Origin of the sequence: Streptomyces sp. NPDC047453, assembly GCF_040643155.1 — a bacterium.
GTDB lineage: Bacteria > Actinomycetota > Actinomycetes > Streptomycetales > Streptomycetaceae > Streptomyces.
Window position 1 is genome coordinate 1 of record NZ_JBEYTS010000093.1, and the last position, 16035, is coordinate 16035.

Below are 16035 nucleotides of genomic sequence, written 5' to 3' on the forward strand. Positions count from 1 at the left end.
ACCTGGTAGCGGCGCATGTCGACGATGTGGTCGACGTGCTCGATGTCGACCGGGCACTGCTCGACGCAGGCGCCGCAGGTGGTGCAGGACCACAGGACGTCCGGGTCGATGACGCCGCCCGCGGCGAAGCCGCTGTCGGACGCAGCCTCGAGCGTGCCGATCAGCGGGCGCTCGGCCTCCGCGAGCGCCGCCGCCGGGACGTCCTTCAGCTGCTCGGCGGACGCCTTCTCCTCGCCCTCCATCGACTTGCCGCCGCCGGCCAGCAGGTACGGGGCCTTGGCGTGCGCGTGGTCGCGCAGCGACATGACCAGCAGCTTGGGGGAGAGCGGCTTGCCGGTGTTCCAGGCCGGGCACTGCGACTGGCAGCGTCCGCACTCGGTGCAGGTGGAGAAGTCCAGCAGGCCCTTCCAGGAGAACTGCTCGACCTGGGAGACGCCGAAGACGTCGTCGTCGCCGGGGTCGGTGAAGTCGATCGCCTTGCCGCCGGAGGTCATCGGCTGAAGTGCGCCCAGGGCCGTACCGCCGTCGGCCTCGCGCTTGAACCAGATGTTCGGGAAGGCCAGGAAGCGGTGCCAGGCCACGCCCATGTTGGTGTTCAGGGAGACCACGATCATCCACACGAAGGACGTGCCGACCTTGATCATCGCGGTCAGGTAGACCAGGTTCTCCACCGCGGACACGCTCAGGCCCCGGAACGCCGCCACGAGCGGATACGACACCAGGTACGAGGCCTCGTACCCGTCAACGACGTGCAGCGCGCCCTCCAGGCCGCGCAGCGTCAGAATCGCCAGACCGATGATCAGGATCACGGCCTCGACGAAGTATGCCTGACCGAAGTTGGAACCGGCGAAGCGGGACTTACGGCCCATCAACCTCGGGTGAGACACCTGACGGATCCCGATGAGGGTGAGGATGCCGAGCGTGGTCAGCACTCCCACGAGCTCGGTGAAGACCTCGTACGGCGCCCACTCACCGATGACGGGAAGCATCCAGTCGGCCTGGAAGAGCTGCCCGAAAGCGTTCACCAGGGTCAGAACGAGGGTGAAGAAGCCCACCGCCACGAACCAGTGCGCCACGCCTACCACCCCCCAGCGGTTGAGGCGGGTGTGACCCAAAAACTCCCTGAGCAGCGTCCAACTTCGCTGCCCGGGACGGTCGGTGCGGGTACCGGTGGGCACATTCTGTCCGAGCCGCACGAACCGGTAGATCTGAGCCATGGCTCGGGCGAACAACGCCACGCCCACCACAGCCAGGACCAGCGACACGATGATCGCGGCGAGTTGCACGGTAAACGCCTTCTGTTTCTCGCGGGATTCAGCCCTTGCGGGTCTTGATCTCCTCGGTGAGCTGCGGGACGACCTCGAACAGGTCGCCGACCACGCCGTAGTCGACCAGGTCGAAGATCGGGGCCTCCGGGTCCTTGTTGACCGCCACGATCGTCTTCGAGGTCTGCATGCCGGCCCGGTGCTGGATCGCGCCGGAGATGCCGTTGGCGATGTACAGCTGCGGCGAGACACTCTTGCCGGTCTGGCCGACCTGCTGGGTGTGCGGGTACCAGCCGGCGTCCACCGCCGCCCGCGAGGCACCCACCGCCGCGCCCAGCGAGTCGGCCAGCGCCTCGATCAGCGCGAAGTTCTCCGCGCTACCCACGCCCCGGCCGCCGGAGACCACGATCGCAGCCTCGGTCAGCTCCGGACGCCCGGTCGACTCACGCGGCGTACGGCCGGTCACCTTGGTGCCGGTGGCCTGGGCGGAGAACGACACGGACAGCTGCTCGACCGCGCCCGCGGCTGGAGCCGGCTCCACGGCGGCGCTGTTCGGCTTGATGGTGATAACCGGGGTGCCCTTGGTGACCCGGGACTTGGTGCTGTAGGACGCGGCGAACACCGACTGGGTGGCCACCGGGCCCTCCTCGCCGGCCTCCAGGTCGACGGCGTCGGTGATGATGCCCGAGCATATGCGCAGCGCCAGACGCGCGGCGATCTCCTTGCCCTCGGTGGAGGAGGGCATCAGCACGGCGGCCGGGGAGACCTCCTCGTAGGCGGCCTGCAGGGCGTCCACCTTCGGCACGACCAGGTACTCGCCGTACTCCGGGGCGTCGTGGGTGAGGACCTTCACGGCGCCGTGTTCGGCCAGCGTAGAGGCGGTGTCGGCGGCACCCGCCCCGAGGGCGACGGCGACCGGCTTACCGATGCGACGGGCCAGGGTCAGTAGCTCCAGGGTGGGCTTGCGGACCACGCCGCCTGCGTGGTCGACGTAGACAAGGACTTCAGCCATGGGACTTCTTCTCTCCTGCTTGCGAAGCGTGCGGGGCGGGAAGCGAATGCGGGCCTTTAGATGAACTTCTGGCTCGCGAGGAACTCGGCAAGCTGCTTGCCGCCCTCGCCCTCGTCCTTGACAATCGCGCCGGCGGTGCGGGCCGGACGCTCCGCGGCAAAGTCCACGGTGGTCCAGGCGTGCTCCAGGCCGACCTCGTCGGCCTGGATGTCCAGATCCGACAGGTCCCAGGACTCAACCGGCTTCTTCTTGGCCGCCATGATCCCCTTGAAGGACGGGTAACGAGCCTCACCCGACTGGTCGGTGACCGACACCACCGCCGGCAGGGATGACTGCAGCTGCTCGGAGGCGGCGTCGCCGTCCCGGCGGCCGGTCACCGTGCCGTCCTCGACCGCGACCTCGGACAGCAGCGTCACCTGCGGCACACCCAGGCGCTCGGCCAGCAGCGCCGATACGACGCCCATGGAGCCGTCGGTGGAGGCCATGCCGGAGATCACCAGGTCGTAGCCGGCCTTCTCGATCGCCTTCGCCAACACCAGCGAGGTCCCGATCGCGTCGGTGCCGTGCAGGTCGTCGTCCTCGACGTGGATCGCCTTGTCGGCGCCCATCGACAGCGCCTTGCGCAGGGCGTCCTTGGCGTCCTCCGGACCCACCGTCAGAACGGTGACCTCGGCGTCGTCGGCATCCTCGGCGATCTGCAGCGCCTGCTCGACCGCGTACTCGTCCAGCTCGGAGAGCAGACCGTCCACGTCGTCCCGGTCGACGGTCAGGTCATCGGCGAAGTGCCGGTCGCCCGTGGCGTCGGGCACGTACTTCACAGTGACAACGATCCTCAAGCTCACGATCTGTCTCCTAGTCACTCATCGTTGTGTGGCGAACGGGTGGGCCTTTAACCTCCACATCGCTCAGGCGTGTGAGCGTGGCCAACCGGAGGACAGCTGAGTCGGTGCTGCCACTGGCCACCGCGAGATCGGCCAAGCGGCGCCGGTAGCCACCATGCACACGGTCCGAGGCCGTGCCACACCCCGGACAGGCCGCCTGCCGGTTTTCGGCAAGGGCAACGTCACCCCGCTCGAAACGAGAACCTTGCTCAGGCAGGACCTCACCCCCGCAGCGTAAACACCCGCTGGCCAGGACTCGGGGGGAACTTCACCTGAGCCGCAGGCCACGACCTACCTGGGCGTGCGGTGTCCCCAGCTGTACACGGGGTCCGATCCATCGCGTCCCGATGTGACCCAAGTGGGGTCGAGGCCGTCGACCATGGGGACGACCCGCGACTCGTCGAACACGACGACCCGGTCGGCGATGCCCCAGGAGCCGTCGCGCCGCTCGAACCGGTCGATGTACCGGCATCGGATGATCGCCAAGTCCTGCTCCCCGCCGGGCTCGGCGGGCGTCTGCCGCAGGAAGCACAGGCAGTACGACTCGACGTCGGCACTGTGCTCCCCGGTGAACTCCACGAGCACGTTGGAGATGAAGTGCTGGGAGGAGTCGATGGTGCGGTGCCGGCTGCGGATATCCTCGACGAGCCCCGCGGCGTCGCCGGTATACCCGCCGTGGACGTCGACCGCATCGTCGAAGTAGCAGGCCGCAATGCCGTCGTAGTCCAGTCGGTCCACGGCCCGGGCGTACCGGAACAGGACATCCTGGATATCGAAACGGTCGTCGGCGCGGCTCATCGGGAGACCTCCTCGGTCCGGGGGGACAACGCAGCCGCACGCGCGGCCGCCTCGCGGCCGGCGACCCGGCCGAGTACCAGCGCGTGGGCGACGGAGTTGCCGCCGCCGACGTAGCGCTCGCCGAGAATTCCACCGGCGGCCTCGCCGGCCGCGTACAGCCCCGGCACGGCTCGGCCGTCGGTGCCCAGCACTCTGGTCGAGGCATCGACCTCAAGGCCGGTGTGGGTGCAGACCAGTTCGGCGGGGAGCATCCGCACCGCGAAGAAGGGTCCGGTGCCGATCGGCGCGAGGTGCGGGTCGGCGCCCTTGGCCGCAAGTGACTCATGGCGCAGGAAGTCCTCGTCGACGCCCTTGGCGAACAGTTCATTGAACCGGGTGGCGCTTGCGACCAGGTGGTCTGCCGGCACGTGCATCAGGCCCGCGAGCTCCTCAAGGGTGTCGGCGCGCAGCACGACGCCCTTGGCGACCTCTTCCAGGATCCGGTCGGCTTCCCAGTCGGCGTAGCCGGTGGGCAGCGAGGTCCGGGCGTTGTCGTCGAACACCGACCAGACCCAGCCGCCATGGTCCTTGAGGATGCCCGGGCTGACCGCGTACGGGGCGTCCTCGTCCATGCATCGTCGGCCGTCGAGGCCGACGTTGATGCGCGAGGCGGGTGGGAATCCGCTCTGCCAGTGGTGGTAGCGCTGGAATTCGGCGGTCACCAGGAGCAGGCCCCAGCCTTGGCCGAACAGCGCCAGGTCGTGCCGCTCGGCGATGCCGATGTGATCTCCTCGCGAGCCCGGAGCGGCCACCACGAACAGCGCGTCGCCGGCGATCTCTGCGTCGGGAAGGAACCGGCGGACCAGATCCGCATCGGCCGCGAGGCCGCCGCTGGCGATGACGACGGCGGCCGCGGTGGCCTCCTCGCCTTCCAGGACGACGCCGCAGACGGCGCCGTCTCGGACCACCAGGTCCTCCACCCGGCTGCCGAGGGCCAGGTCCACGTCGAGCCGTGCGCGGGCCTTGTCGAGCACCTGCACCAATCCGTAGCCCTGGTCCTTGGGCACGTGGCCTCGCCAGACGTCCTCCACGCCGGCCCGGGTCAGCCCCGGCTCGTGGGCGCCGCGCGAGACCTGCGCGGGTATCTCGACCCCCAGTTCGAGCAGCCAGTCAACGACGCGACTGGACTCCTCGCAGAACATCCTGACCGGGCCTGGCCGGACCCGCCAGCCGTTGAGATCCATGTAGTGCTGGAACATGCGCAGCGGCGAGTCCTCGACTCCGAGGCTCTCCTGGACGCTGGTGGCCGAGGCGGTCAGCAGCCCGGCGGAGAGCTGGGTGGACCCGCCGATCTCGCCCTCGGCTTCCAGCAGCAGCACGCGTGCGCCGGCCTGGGCTGCCGAGACCGAAGCCGCCAGGCCGGCACCGCCGGCGCCGACCACGATGACGTCGTAGTCGTACTCCATGCTGTGGGACTCAGACATGCTGCGAACCGCCGTCCACCGGAATGCTGGCGCCGGTGATGTACCGGGCGCTGTCGGAGAGCAGGAAGTACAGGGCGCCGAACACCTCCATGGGCGCGCCGATCCGGCGCAGCGGGACCGTGGTGAGCGCCCGGTCCATCGCGGCCTGGTCCTCACGGACCCAGCGGGTCATCTCGGTGTCGATGTAGCCCGGGGCGATGGAGTTGACCCGGATGTTGTCGGGGCCGAGCTCGACGGCCATGCAGGTGGTGAGGTGCTTCACCGCGGCCTTCGAGGAGTTGTACGAGGCCCGGGTCGGCCGCGCGCGCACGGCCGCGACCGAGGCCATGTTGACGATGGCGCCGCCCCCGACGGTCCGGAAGTGGCGGGCGGCCGCCTGTCCGCCGTACACGACACCGTTGACGTTCACGCCGTAGGTGAGCGCGAGCTGCTGGGGCGTGATGTCGGTGAACTCGGCCTGCGGAAAGACGCCGGCGTTGTTGACCCACAGGTCGAGCCGGCCGAACTCGCGCAGGGCGGTGGCGACCAGTTCGTCGCTGGCGGCCGGGTCGGTGACGTCGGCGCCGACGCCGACCACGCGGCCCGCGCCGCGGGTGCCGGCGAGGTTGGCGTTGATCTTGTCGGCGACGGAGGCCATCTCCTCCTGATCGAGGTCGCCGCCGATGCCGTTGACGCCACGGCGCGCCAGCTCCTCAAGGAAGAGTGCGCCCATGCCGCGGCCGGCGCCGGTCACGACGACGGTGCGGCCGGCCAGTTCGGGGTTGATTGCGGGGAGGGCGTCGTAGTTGACACGGCCGGGGTTGCCGTCGGGCGCCTGGGTGGTCATGAGAGCTCCTTCAGGTGTGGTGTGGATGCCTCCGGCCCGGCACCGGCGCGCGTCAGGCGACGGCTTACCGGCCTCAGGCCGGGGGCCTCGGGTGTGCGGGGCAGCCGGTCGTCGATCGTGGTGATCCGGTCGATCCGGGTTGCCCCGGGGGCGAGGTCGTGGGTGGTGAGGATGAGGAGGCGGTGCCCCGGCGTCGCCGGTGTCGATGGTGAGCGACCGGGCGGCGCGGAGGCGCCGGATTTCGAGCAGGTCTCGATGAATGGGTTTACGGCTTTTGCTCCAGTCCCGCGAGGATGCGGTGGTAGAGCCCGCCGGACGTCAGTCCGCCGTCGACGACGACTTCTTCGCCGGTGACGTACGTGGCGTCGTCGGACAGCAGAAACGCGACCACGCGCGCGATCTCCTGTGGGGTCGCGAGCCTGCCCGCCGGTACCGACCGCAGGCTCTCGTCGACGAAGGAGGTGTCGGGGGCCTGGTGGAGCAGTGGTGTGGCGGTGAGGCCCGGATGCAGCGAGTTGACGCGGATGCCGAGCGCGGCGAGTTCGAGCGCGCCGACTTTGGACAGCCCGCGTACGCCCCACTTGCTGGTGCCGTATGTGGCGGAGAAGTAGCCGACCATGCCGGCGATGGAGGAGACGTTCACGACCGCGGCGCCGCCGTCTCGCGCACCCCGCGTGAGTGCAGGAGTGAGCATCTTGAGGCCGTAGAAGACGCTGGACAGGTTGATGTCCATGACGCGTTGCCATTGCTCGACGGTGGTGTCGGCGATGCCGGCGCGCAGGCTGACGCCGGCGTTGTTGACCAGGCCGTGGAGCGGCCCGGCGGCCTCCACCTCGCCCGCCAGTGCACCCCACGAGTCGGCGTCGGCGACGTCGAGGTGGACGGACTGCCCTGACCCGCCGGCCGCTGCGAGTTCGGGGATAAGTGCCTCGGCAGCGGTGATGTCGATGTCGGCAGCCCAGACGTGGGCCCCCTCGGAGGCGAGGGCCAGGCAGTCGGCTCGGCCCAGGCCGCCGGCGGCGCCGGTGACCACGACCGAACAGCCTTCGAACCGGCGTCGGCCGATCGGTGTGCGGCTCACAGCTGCAGCTCCGTCCCGCGGGTCTCCTTGAGGAAGAAGGTGGCGCCGAAGGTCATGAGCGCGGTCACGATGAGGTAGCCCGCCGGCGCGAGGTTGTTGTCGGTGATGTTGATCAGCAGCGTGGCGATGAAGGGTGCCGTGCCTCCGAGCGCCATGTTGGTGACGTTGTTGCTCATCGCGATGCCGCTGTAGCGGTAGCGCGCCCGGAAGATTTCGGCGTACGTCGCGAACGAGACACCGTTGACCAGCCCGATGAAGAAGGTCAGCGAGCACTGGGCGAGGACCGCGGCCACCGGGCCGCCGTCGCGCATCAGCATGAACGCCGGGAGCGCGATGACCGCCGTGATGCCGCTGCCCAGGAAGAACACGGGCCGGCGGCCGATGCGGTCGCCCGCGTATCCGGCGATGGGGAGGCTGATCACCGCGGCGACCATGGCGATGCACGTCGACGTGAACGCGAAGTCGGCCGAGCGGCCGCCTTCGGTCTGCAGGTAGCTGGCGGCGTACACACCGGCTATGTAATAGCCACCGACGATCAGCGCCCCGAGGAAGATGATCAGCACGATCTGGCGCCACGCGTGCGCGAATACGTCGGCGATGGGGTACTTCGCCACCTCGACCGTCTCGCTCTCCTGGACGGCCTCGAACTGCTCGGTCTCCGGCAGCTGGCTGCGGATGTAGAGGCCGATCACGCCGATCACCAAGCTGAGGAGGAAAGGTACGCGCCAGGCCCAGTCGTGCAGGGTGTCCTCGCTGACGCTGGAGGTCAGCACCAGCGCGACCAGCGAGGCGACCAGCGAGCCGAGGTAGGTACCGGTGTTGACGAACGAGGTGTGGAACGCCCGTCGATGTGTCGGGGCGTGTTCGGACACGAACGCATTCGCGCCGCCGAGTTCGCCGCCGGCTGCAAAGCCCTGGAGGCAGCGGCACAACACCAGGAGGCATGTCGCCCAGAGGCCGAGCGTGGCGTACGAGGGGATCAGTCCGATCCCGGTGGTGGCGATGGCCATCAGGAGGATGGTCCAGGTGAGCGCCTTCTTGCGGCCGTACTTGTCGCCCACGTGACCGAAGAGGATGCCTCCGGGCGCCCGGAGGAAGAAGGCCACCGCGAAGGCGGCGAAGGTCGAGAGCAGTGCCGTGTTCGGGTTGCTCTCGACGAAGAAGTGCGTTGCGAGCAGGGTGGCCATGTAGCCGTAGATGCCGAAGTCGTAGTATTCGACAACGGTCCCGAGGATCGCCGCTCGGATGACCTTCAGTGTGGACGTGGGGTTCGCGCCGGCCGTGGGTGACGCCTCCACCAGTTGGTTCGTCGGCGTTGGGTCGGCTGCCAGGTCTGCCATGAATCGCTCCTTAGGAAGCGCGGAAGTTCGAACAGTGAATGTCATGGGCGACTGGTGAAAGTGCGGTAGCGGTCACCTGTCCCAGGCGGTGTCCGTCGGGGCGAGTACCGGATTCCCTCACGCCGGGAGATCCGCCCCGGCCCAGGCGTACCGCTGGTCGTCGATCGATCGACCGCCGGCCCTAACGGGCGGAACGCGTCGTCGTCGAAGTGCCTCGTACGCCGTCGTGCGTGCGAGCACGGCCCCGGCGTCAGCCCCGGGTGTTGGCGGGAGTGCCGTCGCGGCGTACGACACGGGCGGCGACGCGCCAGCCGTCGCCGTCGTGGACGACCCGGTCGGTGAGGGTGGTGAACCGCTCGGTGTGCGGTGTCCCGCCCCTGGGTGTCGCGACGATCTGCAGGTATGCCTCCACCCGCAGTGTTCCGGCCCCGTCGTCGCCGGTCAGGGCCACATTGCTGACCACGTGCCGGCGTACTACGTCCTCGGCGGCGCAGCCGGCGGCGAACTGCTCCGCGAACTCGGTCAGGGCAGCGGTGCCGGTCACCGGTGCCGGATAGGTGGGTGAGGTGAAGCTGCCGTCCGCGGTGAAGGTCGCGGCCCATTCCGCGGCGCGGCCACCGTCGATGAGGTGGCTCTGGAGGTGGTACAGGTGGTGTATTTCGGCCAGTCGGGCACTGGCGGCAAGCGCGGGCGCGCTGGGGTTCATGCGGGCGTCCCTTCGGCTCAGGTCCTGCTCCGGCGGCTGTCCGAGCGGCTGGAGGGGAAGCTTGCCGCACATCGAGGTCATGTGCGATAATCGCACTCACTGTGCGAATAGTGGGAGCATAGGTAGCGTGGCTGAAACCCGTCAAGGGGTGAATTCGTGACCTCACCATCACCGACCTGGTCGGCCCCCGAACTCGACGCAGGCATGTCCAAGACGCTTCATCACGGACTACTGATCCTCAGAGTCCTCTCGGAGCATCCGCAGGGCCTGACCGTCAGCGAACTGGCGGACGCCGTCGGAGTGCACCGCACGGTCGCGCACCGTCTGGTGCGGACCCTGGAGGCGCACCAGTTGTGCCGCCGCGACCACCAGCGCCGGATTGTCCTCGGCACCGGCCTGGTCTCCCTGGCCGAACCCGTCCAGCAGGATCTGCGCGCACTGGCCCGCCCGATCCTGGACGAGCTGGCCGAGACCACTCGGGCCACCGCGCACCTGCTGGTCCGGGAGGGCGCCACCCGGATGCGGGCGCTCATGGTGGTGGAACCGCGCGGCGCCCTCGTCCACGTGTCTTTCCGGCCCGGTCAGACCCACTCCATCGAACGGGGCTCCGGCGGCATCGCTCTGCTGGCCCACGGCCCGTACCGTGAGGGGGAACGTCCCGCGGTCACCGAGGCCCGCGCCAGGGGGTACGCCGTCACCACGGGCGAGGTTATCCCCGCCGTGACCGGCATCTCCGCCGCCGTCCCACCACGCGGCGGGACGGCGGCGGTCAGCATCGGCATCTCGGTCTTCGAGTACACCGGCCTCGACGAACTCGGCACCACGGTCGTCCGTGCTGCGACGGCCCTGGGCGAACTGCTCGGCTGAAAGGCCCCCGCCGTCCGACCATGGCAGTGGGCGTCTCCCTTCGATGTCTCCGACATCGAAGCAGTGGGCGCCCGGGTCGTCGCAGCAGCGGCGCGTCTGGCGTCCGCCCCCATGCGCTCACTGAAGACTGCGGCGCCGGGTCCGAAGCACCGCGTTCACGTCGTCGCGGAAGGGGGTTCAGGCGCGGCTAAGCCGCGCGAGCCGCGCGGCCGCCTCACGCACCAGCTCACCGAGACGATCGATGTCGACTTGCTCCATGGCGACCATGCCGACGGACGCACCGAGCAGACGCGGTACTTCGAAGCCCGCAGCCACCCCGATGGCCCCGTGCTGGAGCTCCCCGACAGTGACGCTGTACCCGGCGTCCCGGGCCCGGTTCACGGCTTCGGAGTCATCCTGCGTCGCCGGCTGAAGCGCCAGGATGGCGATGCCGTTGGCTCCCCTGGCCAGTGGGTGGCTGACACCGATGCGGTAGCCGACCTGGAGGATCGTCTGCCGGGTGGGCTCCGCGGACAGCACGGGAACACATTCGTCGTCCCCCTGCGCCACGGAAAGGAACGCGGCCACCCCGGCGGCGTCGGCGAGTTCCTGCAGGACCGGTCCGGCCGCGCGGATCAACTGGGGTTGGAAACGGCTCGCGAAGACGACCGCGCCGGCCCCGAGCCTGATCTTCTTTCCCACGCCCCGAGTCACCAGCGCATGCTGCTCAAGCGTCTCGACGATGCGGTACGCGGTCGCCCGGTCGATGCCGAGCTGCGCGGCGATCTCGGCGACCGTGAGTCCCTCCGGGTCGAGGGAAATCAGGCTCAGGGTACGGAGTCCACGGTCCAGACTCTGCAAGGTGGGCACGCGGGCTTCCTCCTGTGTTCGCTACGGGGTCGTACTGCACCGCGACTCCGGGCGCGGAGTACGGGCACTCGAAGATTAATCACCTCTGCTGTCCGGCCTGCCGGACGCCCCTGGAGTTCCCCCGGTGTCACAGGCCGCGTGGACACAGGCCCCCGCCTCGGCCGACCAGCGGCAAAGCAGCCCTTGACCGCGTCCTGGACTCGAACTATGTTGCACGCATGTCGCGGACATCGCACATAAATGTGCGCTAGGCGCACATCCGCGGAGTGGTGGCGGTACCTCCGAGACGAAATCGCCGGGCACGCCGTACCAGGCCGCAGGGTCTGCGCGCACCGCCCGGCGCAGCCCGCAGCCCTTCCCTGCTTCGACGCTTGCCCCGGCACCGCCGACGGCTGCCATCCCAGGCGTCCAGGGACAGGGACGAACTGCCGACAGGAGATGGACAGGCATGCCGTACTACCGCATGGCGGGGAGCGTCCCCCCCAAGCGCCACACTCAGCACCGCGCCCCCGACGGGTCGCTGTACTTCGAGGAGCTGATGGGAGAGGAGGGCTTCTCCTCCGACTCCTCGCTGCTCTACCACGTGAACCTCCCGTCCTCGATCGCGGAGTTCCGGACCTGGGAGCTGCCGGACCAGTCGCTCATCCCGAACCACCCGCTGACACCGCGCCACCTCTCCACGCACAAGCTCTTCCCCGAAGGCGCTTCGGGCGTCGACGCGGTGACCGGCCGGCGGCTGTTGCTGGGCAACGGCGACGTCAGGCTCTGCTACGTCGTCGCAGACACGACCAGCCCCTACTACCGCAACGCGATCGGTGACGAGTGCCTCTACATCGAGGCCGGAACAGCACGGGTCGAGACCGTCTTCGGAGACCTGCCGGTGGGCGACGGTGACTACGTCGTCATCCCCCGCGCGACGACGTACCGGATCGTCCCGGACGGGCCGGTGCGGCTGTACGCCATCGAGGCGAACTCCCACATCACCCCCGCCAAGCGCTATCTCTCCCGCTACGGGCAGCTCCTGGAGCACGCTCCCTTCTGCGAGAGGGACCTCCGCGGCCCCGAGATCCCCAGGATCGTCGAGGGGCAGGACGTCGAGGTGTACATCAAGCACCGCAGCAGCGGTCCGGGCGGAATCGCGGGCACGGTGCACACGCTGCCGCACCACCCCTTCGACGTCGTCGGCTGGGACGGCTGCCTGTACCCCTATGTCTTCAACATCCGCGACTTCGAGCCCATCACGGGCCGAATTCACCAGCCGCCGCCGGCCCACCAGGTCTTCGAGGGCGACAATTTCGTCATCTGCAACTTCGTGCCGCGCAAGGTCGACTACCACCCGCTCGCCATCCCGGTGCCGTACTACCACTCGAACGTGGACTCGGACGAGGTGATGTTCTACTGCGGCGGTGACTACGAGGCCCGCAAGGGGTCCGGGATCGGGCAGGGCTCGATCAGTCTGCACCCCGGCGGCCACCCGCACGGGCCGCAGCCCGGCGCCTACGAGCGCGCCATAGGAGCGGAGTTCTTCGACGAGCTGGCCGTCATGGTGGACACCTTCCGCCCGCTGGAGCTCGGTGAGGCGGCACGCGACTGTGACGACGGCGTCTACGCCTACTCCTGGGCCAAGGGCGGCAACGGGGCCACGAAGTGACGGCCACTCGCCCCGGGGCCGGGGCGGTCCCGCCGGATCTGTTCGCCTCGCTCTGCGATGACGCCGCGGTGTTCCCGCCTGGTGACATGCCGCTGGCCGAGGCGGTGCTCGCGCACGTCCGGCACGTCGCCGCCGCCCACGCGCCACTCGTCGGACCGCTCGTGCTGCCGCAGGCCCGACTGGCCGAGCTGGCAGAGCTGACGGCCGGCTACCCAGCGGGTTCCGTGGAGCTCGCGGTCACGCTGCCCTCTCCCGATGAGGTGGCGAAGGCGCTCGCGTCGGTCACCGCGGTGCCGGCGGCCCAGCTGCGTGTCCTCGAGGTCGCCGTGCCCGACGGCATGCCCGCAGCGGAGGTCGTGCCCCGACTGTCCACTCCCCTGCAGGTCCTCACCACGTGTGACCTCACCCGGGTGACCGTGTACGTGGAGGTGCCGCGCGACGAGCGCCGTGCCGCGCTGATCGGCTGCCTGGCGGACTCCCCGTATCTGGCGAAGTTCCGCACCGGCGGGGTACGGGCCGAGCTGTATCCGGACGAGAGGGAACTCGCGCGCGCCGTGCTCCTCGCGGTACGCGCAAAGGTTCCGTTCAAGGCCACGGCGGGGCTGCACCACGCGGTGCGCAACACCGATCCGCAGACCCGGTTCGAGCAGCACGGTTACCTCAACCTGCTCGCGGCCACCGGTGCCGCGCTGAACGGCGCCGTCGAGGGGGAAATCGTCGCGGTCCTGGCTGAACGTGACGCGTCCACGGTCGCCAAGCTCGTCGGCGCGCTGTCCCCCGAAGTCCGTGAAGCCTTCCGCTCTTTCGGCACCTGTTCCATTGCCGAGCCGGTCACGGAGCTCGCGGCTCTCGGCCTGCTCACCCCTGACCTGACCAAGGACCTCCCGTGACCGCATCCACTACCGTCCGCCTCGACGTGTCCCAAGACGACCTGTTCGGCATCCACAACTTGCCTTACGGGGTGTACTCGCTGCCCGGCCGGGACCCCCGCGTCGGCACCCGCTACGGCGAGCACGTCATCGACCTCGCTGTGCTCCTGGGCGACGACACCTTCGCGAGTCCGTCGCTGAACCCGTTCATGTCCCAGGGCTACGACCGCTGGGTCCAGGTGCGATCCGCGATCACCACGGCACTGAGCGGGGACGTGCCCCGGGAAGCGGTCCACTCCGCAGCTGACGTGACACTGCATCTGCCGTTCGAGGTGGCCGACTACGTCGACTTCTACGCTTCCGAGTACCACGCCGCCAACCTCGGGCGGCTGTTCCGCCCGGACAACCCCGAGCCGCTCATGCCGAACTGGAAGCACCTCCCGGTCGGCTACCACGGCCGGTCGGCCTCGGTCGTGGTCTCCGGGACCGACATCGTCCGCCCCGCCGGGCAGCGCAAGGGCCCGAACGACCCGGCACCGGTGTTCGGACCGTCGATGCGGCTCGACATCGAGGCCGAACTCGGCTTCGTGGTGGGGACCGGCAGCGCGCTCGGTGAGCCCGTCGAGGCCGAGCGGGCGGAGGAGCACCTTTTCGGCGTCGTCCTCTTCAACGACTGGTCCGCCCGTGACATCCAGGCGTGGGAGTACGTGCCGCTCGGACCCAATCTGGGCAAGTCGTTCGCCTCGACCGTCTCCCCCTGGGTCGTGCCGCTGCTGGCCCTGCAGGAAGCCAAGGTCTGCACCCCGGTCCAGGAGCCCGCGGTCCTGCCCTACCTCGCCCTCGACAAGCCCTGGGGCCTGGACATCGACCTGGAGGTCGAGTGGAACGGGCAGGTGGTCTCACGGCCGCCGTACGCCGCCATGTACTGGTCGCCGGCGCAGATGCTGGCCCACCTCACGGTCAACGGAGCTCCCACTCGCACCGGCGACCTGTTCGCCTCGGGCACCATCTCGGGGCCGGAGAAGGAGCAGCGCGGGGCCTTCATCGAGCTGACCTGGGGCGGGGCGGAGCCGGTGACGGTCGCCGGGCAGCAGCGGACCTTCCTGGAGGACGGTGACGAGGTGGTGCTGCGGGCCACCGCGCCCGGACCGGGCGGCACCCGCATCGGCTTCGGCGAGGCGCGGGGCCGCGTCGTCGCCGCGAAACACGGCCGGGAGGTCTGATGGACAAGGTGGTTCCCTCCGCTGCCGAGGCGGTCGCGGACGTCGGCTCCGGAGCGACGCTGGCGGTGGGCGGTTTCGGCCTGTGCGGCATTCCCGCCGTGCTGATCGACGCCGTTCTCGGCTCGGGCGCCGACCGGCTTGAGGTCGTCTCCAACAACGCCGGTGTCGACGACTGGGGACTCGGTCTCCTGCTCGGCGCCGGCCGTATCCGCCGGATCGTGGCGTCCTACGTAGGAGAAAACAAGGAGTTCGCCCGGCAGTACCTCGCCGGCGAACTGGAGGTCGAGCTCACCCCACAGGGCACGCTGGCCGAACGGCTGCGGGCCGGCGGCTCGGGCATCCCCGCGTTCTTCACCGCCACCGGTGTCGGCACCCAGGTGGCCGAAGGCGGCCTGCCCTGGAAGTACGACGGCGCGGGCGACGTCGAGATCGCTTCGCCGGTCAAGCAGACACAAGAGTTCGACGGCCGCACCTATGTGCTGGAGCGGGCGATCGTGGCGGATGTCGCGCTGGTGCGGGCCGCGCTGGGAGACCGGCACGGCAACCTGGTCTTCGACAAGGCCGCCCGCAACTTCAACCCGCTGGCCGCCATGGCGGGCCGGGTCTGCATCGCAGAGGTCGAGGAACTGGTCGAACCCGGTGAACTCGATCCCAATCATGTGCACTTGCCCGGGGTCTACGTGCACCGTGTTGTCGTGCTGTCGCCGGAGCAGGCCACCGACAAACGGATCGAAAAGAGGACGGTGCGATGAGCTGGAGCCGCGAGCAGATGGCGGCCCGTGCGGCGGCGGAGCTGTCCGACGGGGACTACGTCAACCTCGGCATCGGCCTGCCGACCCTGGTGCCCAACTACATCCCCGCGGACGTGGAGCTGGTGCTCCAGTCGGAGAACGGCATCCTCGGCACCGGCCCTTATCCGGCCGAGGACGAGGTCGACCCCGACCTGATCAACGCGGGCAAGGAGACCGTCACCGTCCGCGCCGGTGCCTCGTTCTTCGACTCCGCGACCAGCTTCGGCATGATCCGGGGCGGCAAGATCGACGCCGCGGTACTGGGCGCCATGCAGGTGTCGGCGAAGGGTGACATCGCGAACTGGATGATCCCCGGCAAGATGGTCAAGGGCATGGGCGGCGGCCCGGGGCCGGGGCCGGGGCCCCCCCCCGGCAGGGGCCGCCAGGGACACACCACCCACCACGGCGCCGAA

The 16035-nt window shown here is 69.5% G+C and carries 16 protein-coding genes; 6 read left to right on the plus strand and 10 right to left on the minus strand.

Annotation, left to right across the window (positions count from 1 at the left end; all coding sequences use genetic code 11):
* The 9 genes from ABZ818_RS38200 to ABZ818_RS38240 form a co-directional block, all read right to left on the minus strand.
* Window positions 1-1286, minus strand: a 1286-nt coding sequence (locus ABZ818_RS38200) for a (Fe-S)-binding protein (protein ID WP_361425533.1), incomplete at its 3' end; no start/stop codon positions are given.
* Window positions 1287-1314: 28 nt separating this feature from the next.
* A complete protein-coding gene (locus ABZ818_RS38205; RefSeq protein WP_361425536.1) occupies window positions 1315-2277 on the minus strand; it encodes an electron transfer flavoprotein subunit alpha/FixB family protein in 963 nt (320 codons plus the stop codon).
* A 56-nt stretch (window positions 2278-2333) separates the two neighbouring features.
* A complete protein-coding gene (locus tag ABZ818_RS38210; RefSeq protein ID WP_361425539.1) occupies window positions 2334-3119 on the minus strand; it encodes an electron transfer flavoprotein subunit beta/FixA family protein in 786 nt (261 codons plus the stop codon).
* Window positions 3120-3449: 330 nt separating this feature from the next.
* Complete coding sequence (locus ABZ818_RS38215) at window positions 3450-3956, minus strand: nuclear transport factor 2 family protein (RefSeq protein ID WP_361425542.1); 507 nt, start codon at window positions 3954-3956, stop codon at window positions 3450-3452.
* Window positions 3953-5419, minus strand: a complete 1467-nt coding sequence (locus ABZ818_RS38220) for an FAD-dependent oxidoreductase (RefSeq protein ID WP_361425545.1) — start codon at window positions 5417-5419, stop codon at window positions 3953-3955. Before ABZ818_RS38220 ends, ABZ818_RS38215 begins: the two co-directional genes overlap by 4 nt.
* Window positions 5412-6245 carry an SDR family oxidoreductase gene (locus tag ABZ818_RS38225; RefSeq protein ID WP_361425548.1) on the minus strand — a complete coding sequence of 278 codons (834 nt, stop codon included), beginning with the start codon at window positions 6243-6245 and terminating at the stop codon, window positions 5412-5414. Before ABZ818_RS38225 ends, ABZ818_RS38220 begins: the two co-directional genes overlap by 8 nt.
* Before the next feature lie 265 nt (window positions 6246-6510).
* Entirely contained in the window at window positions 6511-7326 is an 816-nt protein-coding gene (locus tag ABZ818_RS38230; RefSeq protein WP_361425551.1) for an SDR family NAD(P)-dependent oxidoreductase, read from the minus strand.
* Window positions 7323-8666 (minus strand): MFS transporter, encoded by a 1344-nt coding sequence (locus ABZ818_RS38235; RefSeq protein ID WP_361425554.1) that lies wholly within the window; start codon window positions 8664-8666, stop codon window positions 7323-7325. Before ABZ818_RS38235 ends, ABZ818_RS38230 begins: the two co-directional genes overlap by 4 nt.
* 250 nt (window positions 8667-8916) lie before the next feature.
* Window positions 8917-9372 carry a nuclear transport factor 2 family protein gene (locus ABZ818_RS38240; protein WP_361425590.1) on the minus strand — a complete coding sequence of 152 codons (456 nt, stop codon included), beginning with the start codon at window positions 9370-9372 and terminating at the stop codon, window positions 8917-8919.
* 204 nt (window positions 9373-9576) lie between these two features.
* Here ABZ818_RS38240 and ABZ818_RS38245 point away from each other — a divergent pair, with 204 nt between their 5' ends.
* On the plus strand, window positions 9577-10239 hold the full coding sequence (locus ABZ818_RS38245; RefSeq protein ID WP_361425593.1) for a helix-turn-helix domain-containing protein: 663 nt from the start codon (window positions 9577-9579) through the stop codon (window positions 10237-10239).
* 177 nt (window positions 10240-10416) lie between these two features.
* Here ABZ818_RS38245 and ABZ818_RS38250 read toward each other — a convergent pair whose 3' ends face one another.
* On the minus strand, window positions 10417-11088 hold the full coding sequence (locus tag ABZ818_RS38250; protein ID WP_361425557.1) for a helix-turn-helix domain-containing protein: 672 nt from the start codon (window positions 11086-11088) through the stop codon (window positions 10417-10419).
* A gap of 448 nt (window positions 11089-11536) precedes the next feature.
* Between ABZ818_RS38250 and ABZ818_RS38255 the strand changes: the two genes are divergently transcribed.
* The 5 genes from ABZ818_RS38255 to ABZ818_RS38275 all read left to right on the plus strand — a co-directional run.
* A complete protein-coding gene (locus ABZ818_RS38255) occupies window positions 11537-12739 on the plus strand; it encodes a homogentisate 1,2-dioxygenase (RefSeq protein WP_361425560.1) in 1203 nt (400 codons plus the stop codon).
* Entirely contained in the window at window positions 12736-13629 is an 894-nt protein-coding gene (locus tag ABZ818_RS38260; protein ID WP_361425563.1) for a hypothetical protein, read from the plus strand. Before ABZ818_RS38255 ends, ABZ818_RS38260 begins: the two co-directional genes overlap by 4 nt.
* Window positions 13626-14831 (plus strand): fumarylacetoacetase, encoded by a 1206-nt coding sequence (gene fahA, locus ABZ818_RS38265; protein ID WP_361425566.1) that lies wholly within the window; start codon window positions 13626-13628, stop codon window positions 14829-14831. Before ABZ818_RS38260 ends, fahA begins: the two co-directional genes overlap by 4 nt.
* Window positions 14831-15583, plus strand: a complete 753-nt coding sequence (locus ABZ818_RS38270; protein ID WP_361425569.1) for a CoA transferase subunit A — start codon at window positions 14831-14833, stop codon at window positions 15581-15583. The genes fahA and ABZ818_RS38270 overlap by 1 nt, the downstream gene beginning before the upstream one ends.
* A partial coding sequence (locus ABZ818_RS38275) for a CoA-transferase (RefSeq protein WP_361425572.1) occupies window positions 15580-16035 on the plus strand: 456 nt, incomplete at its 3' end. The genes ABZ818_RS38270 and ABZ818_RS38275, both read left to right, overlap by 4 nt.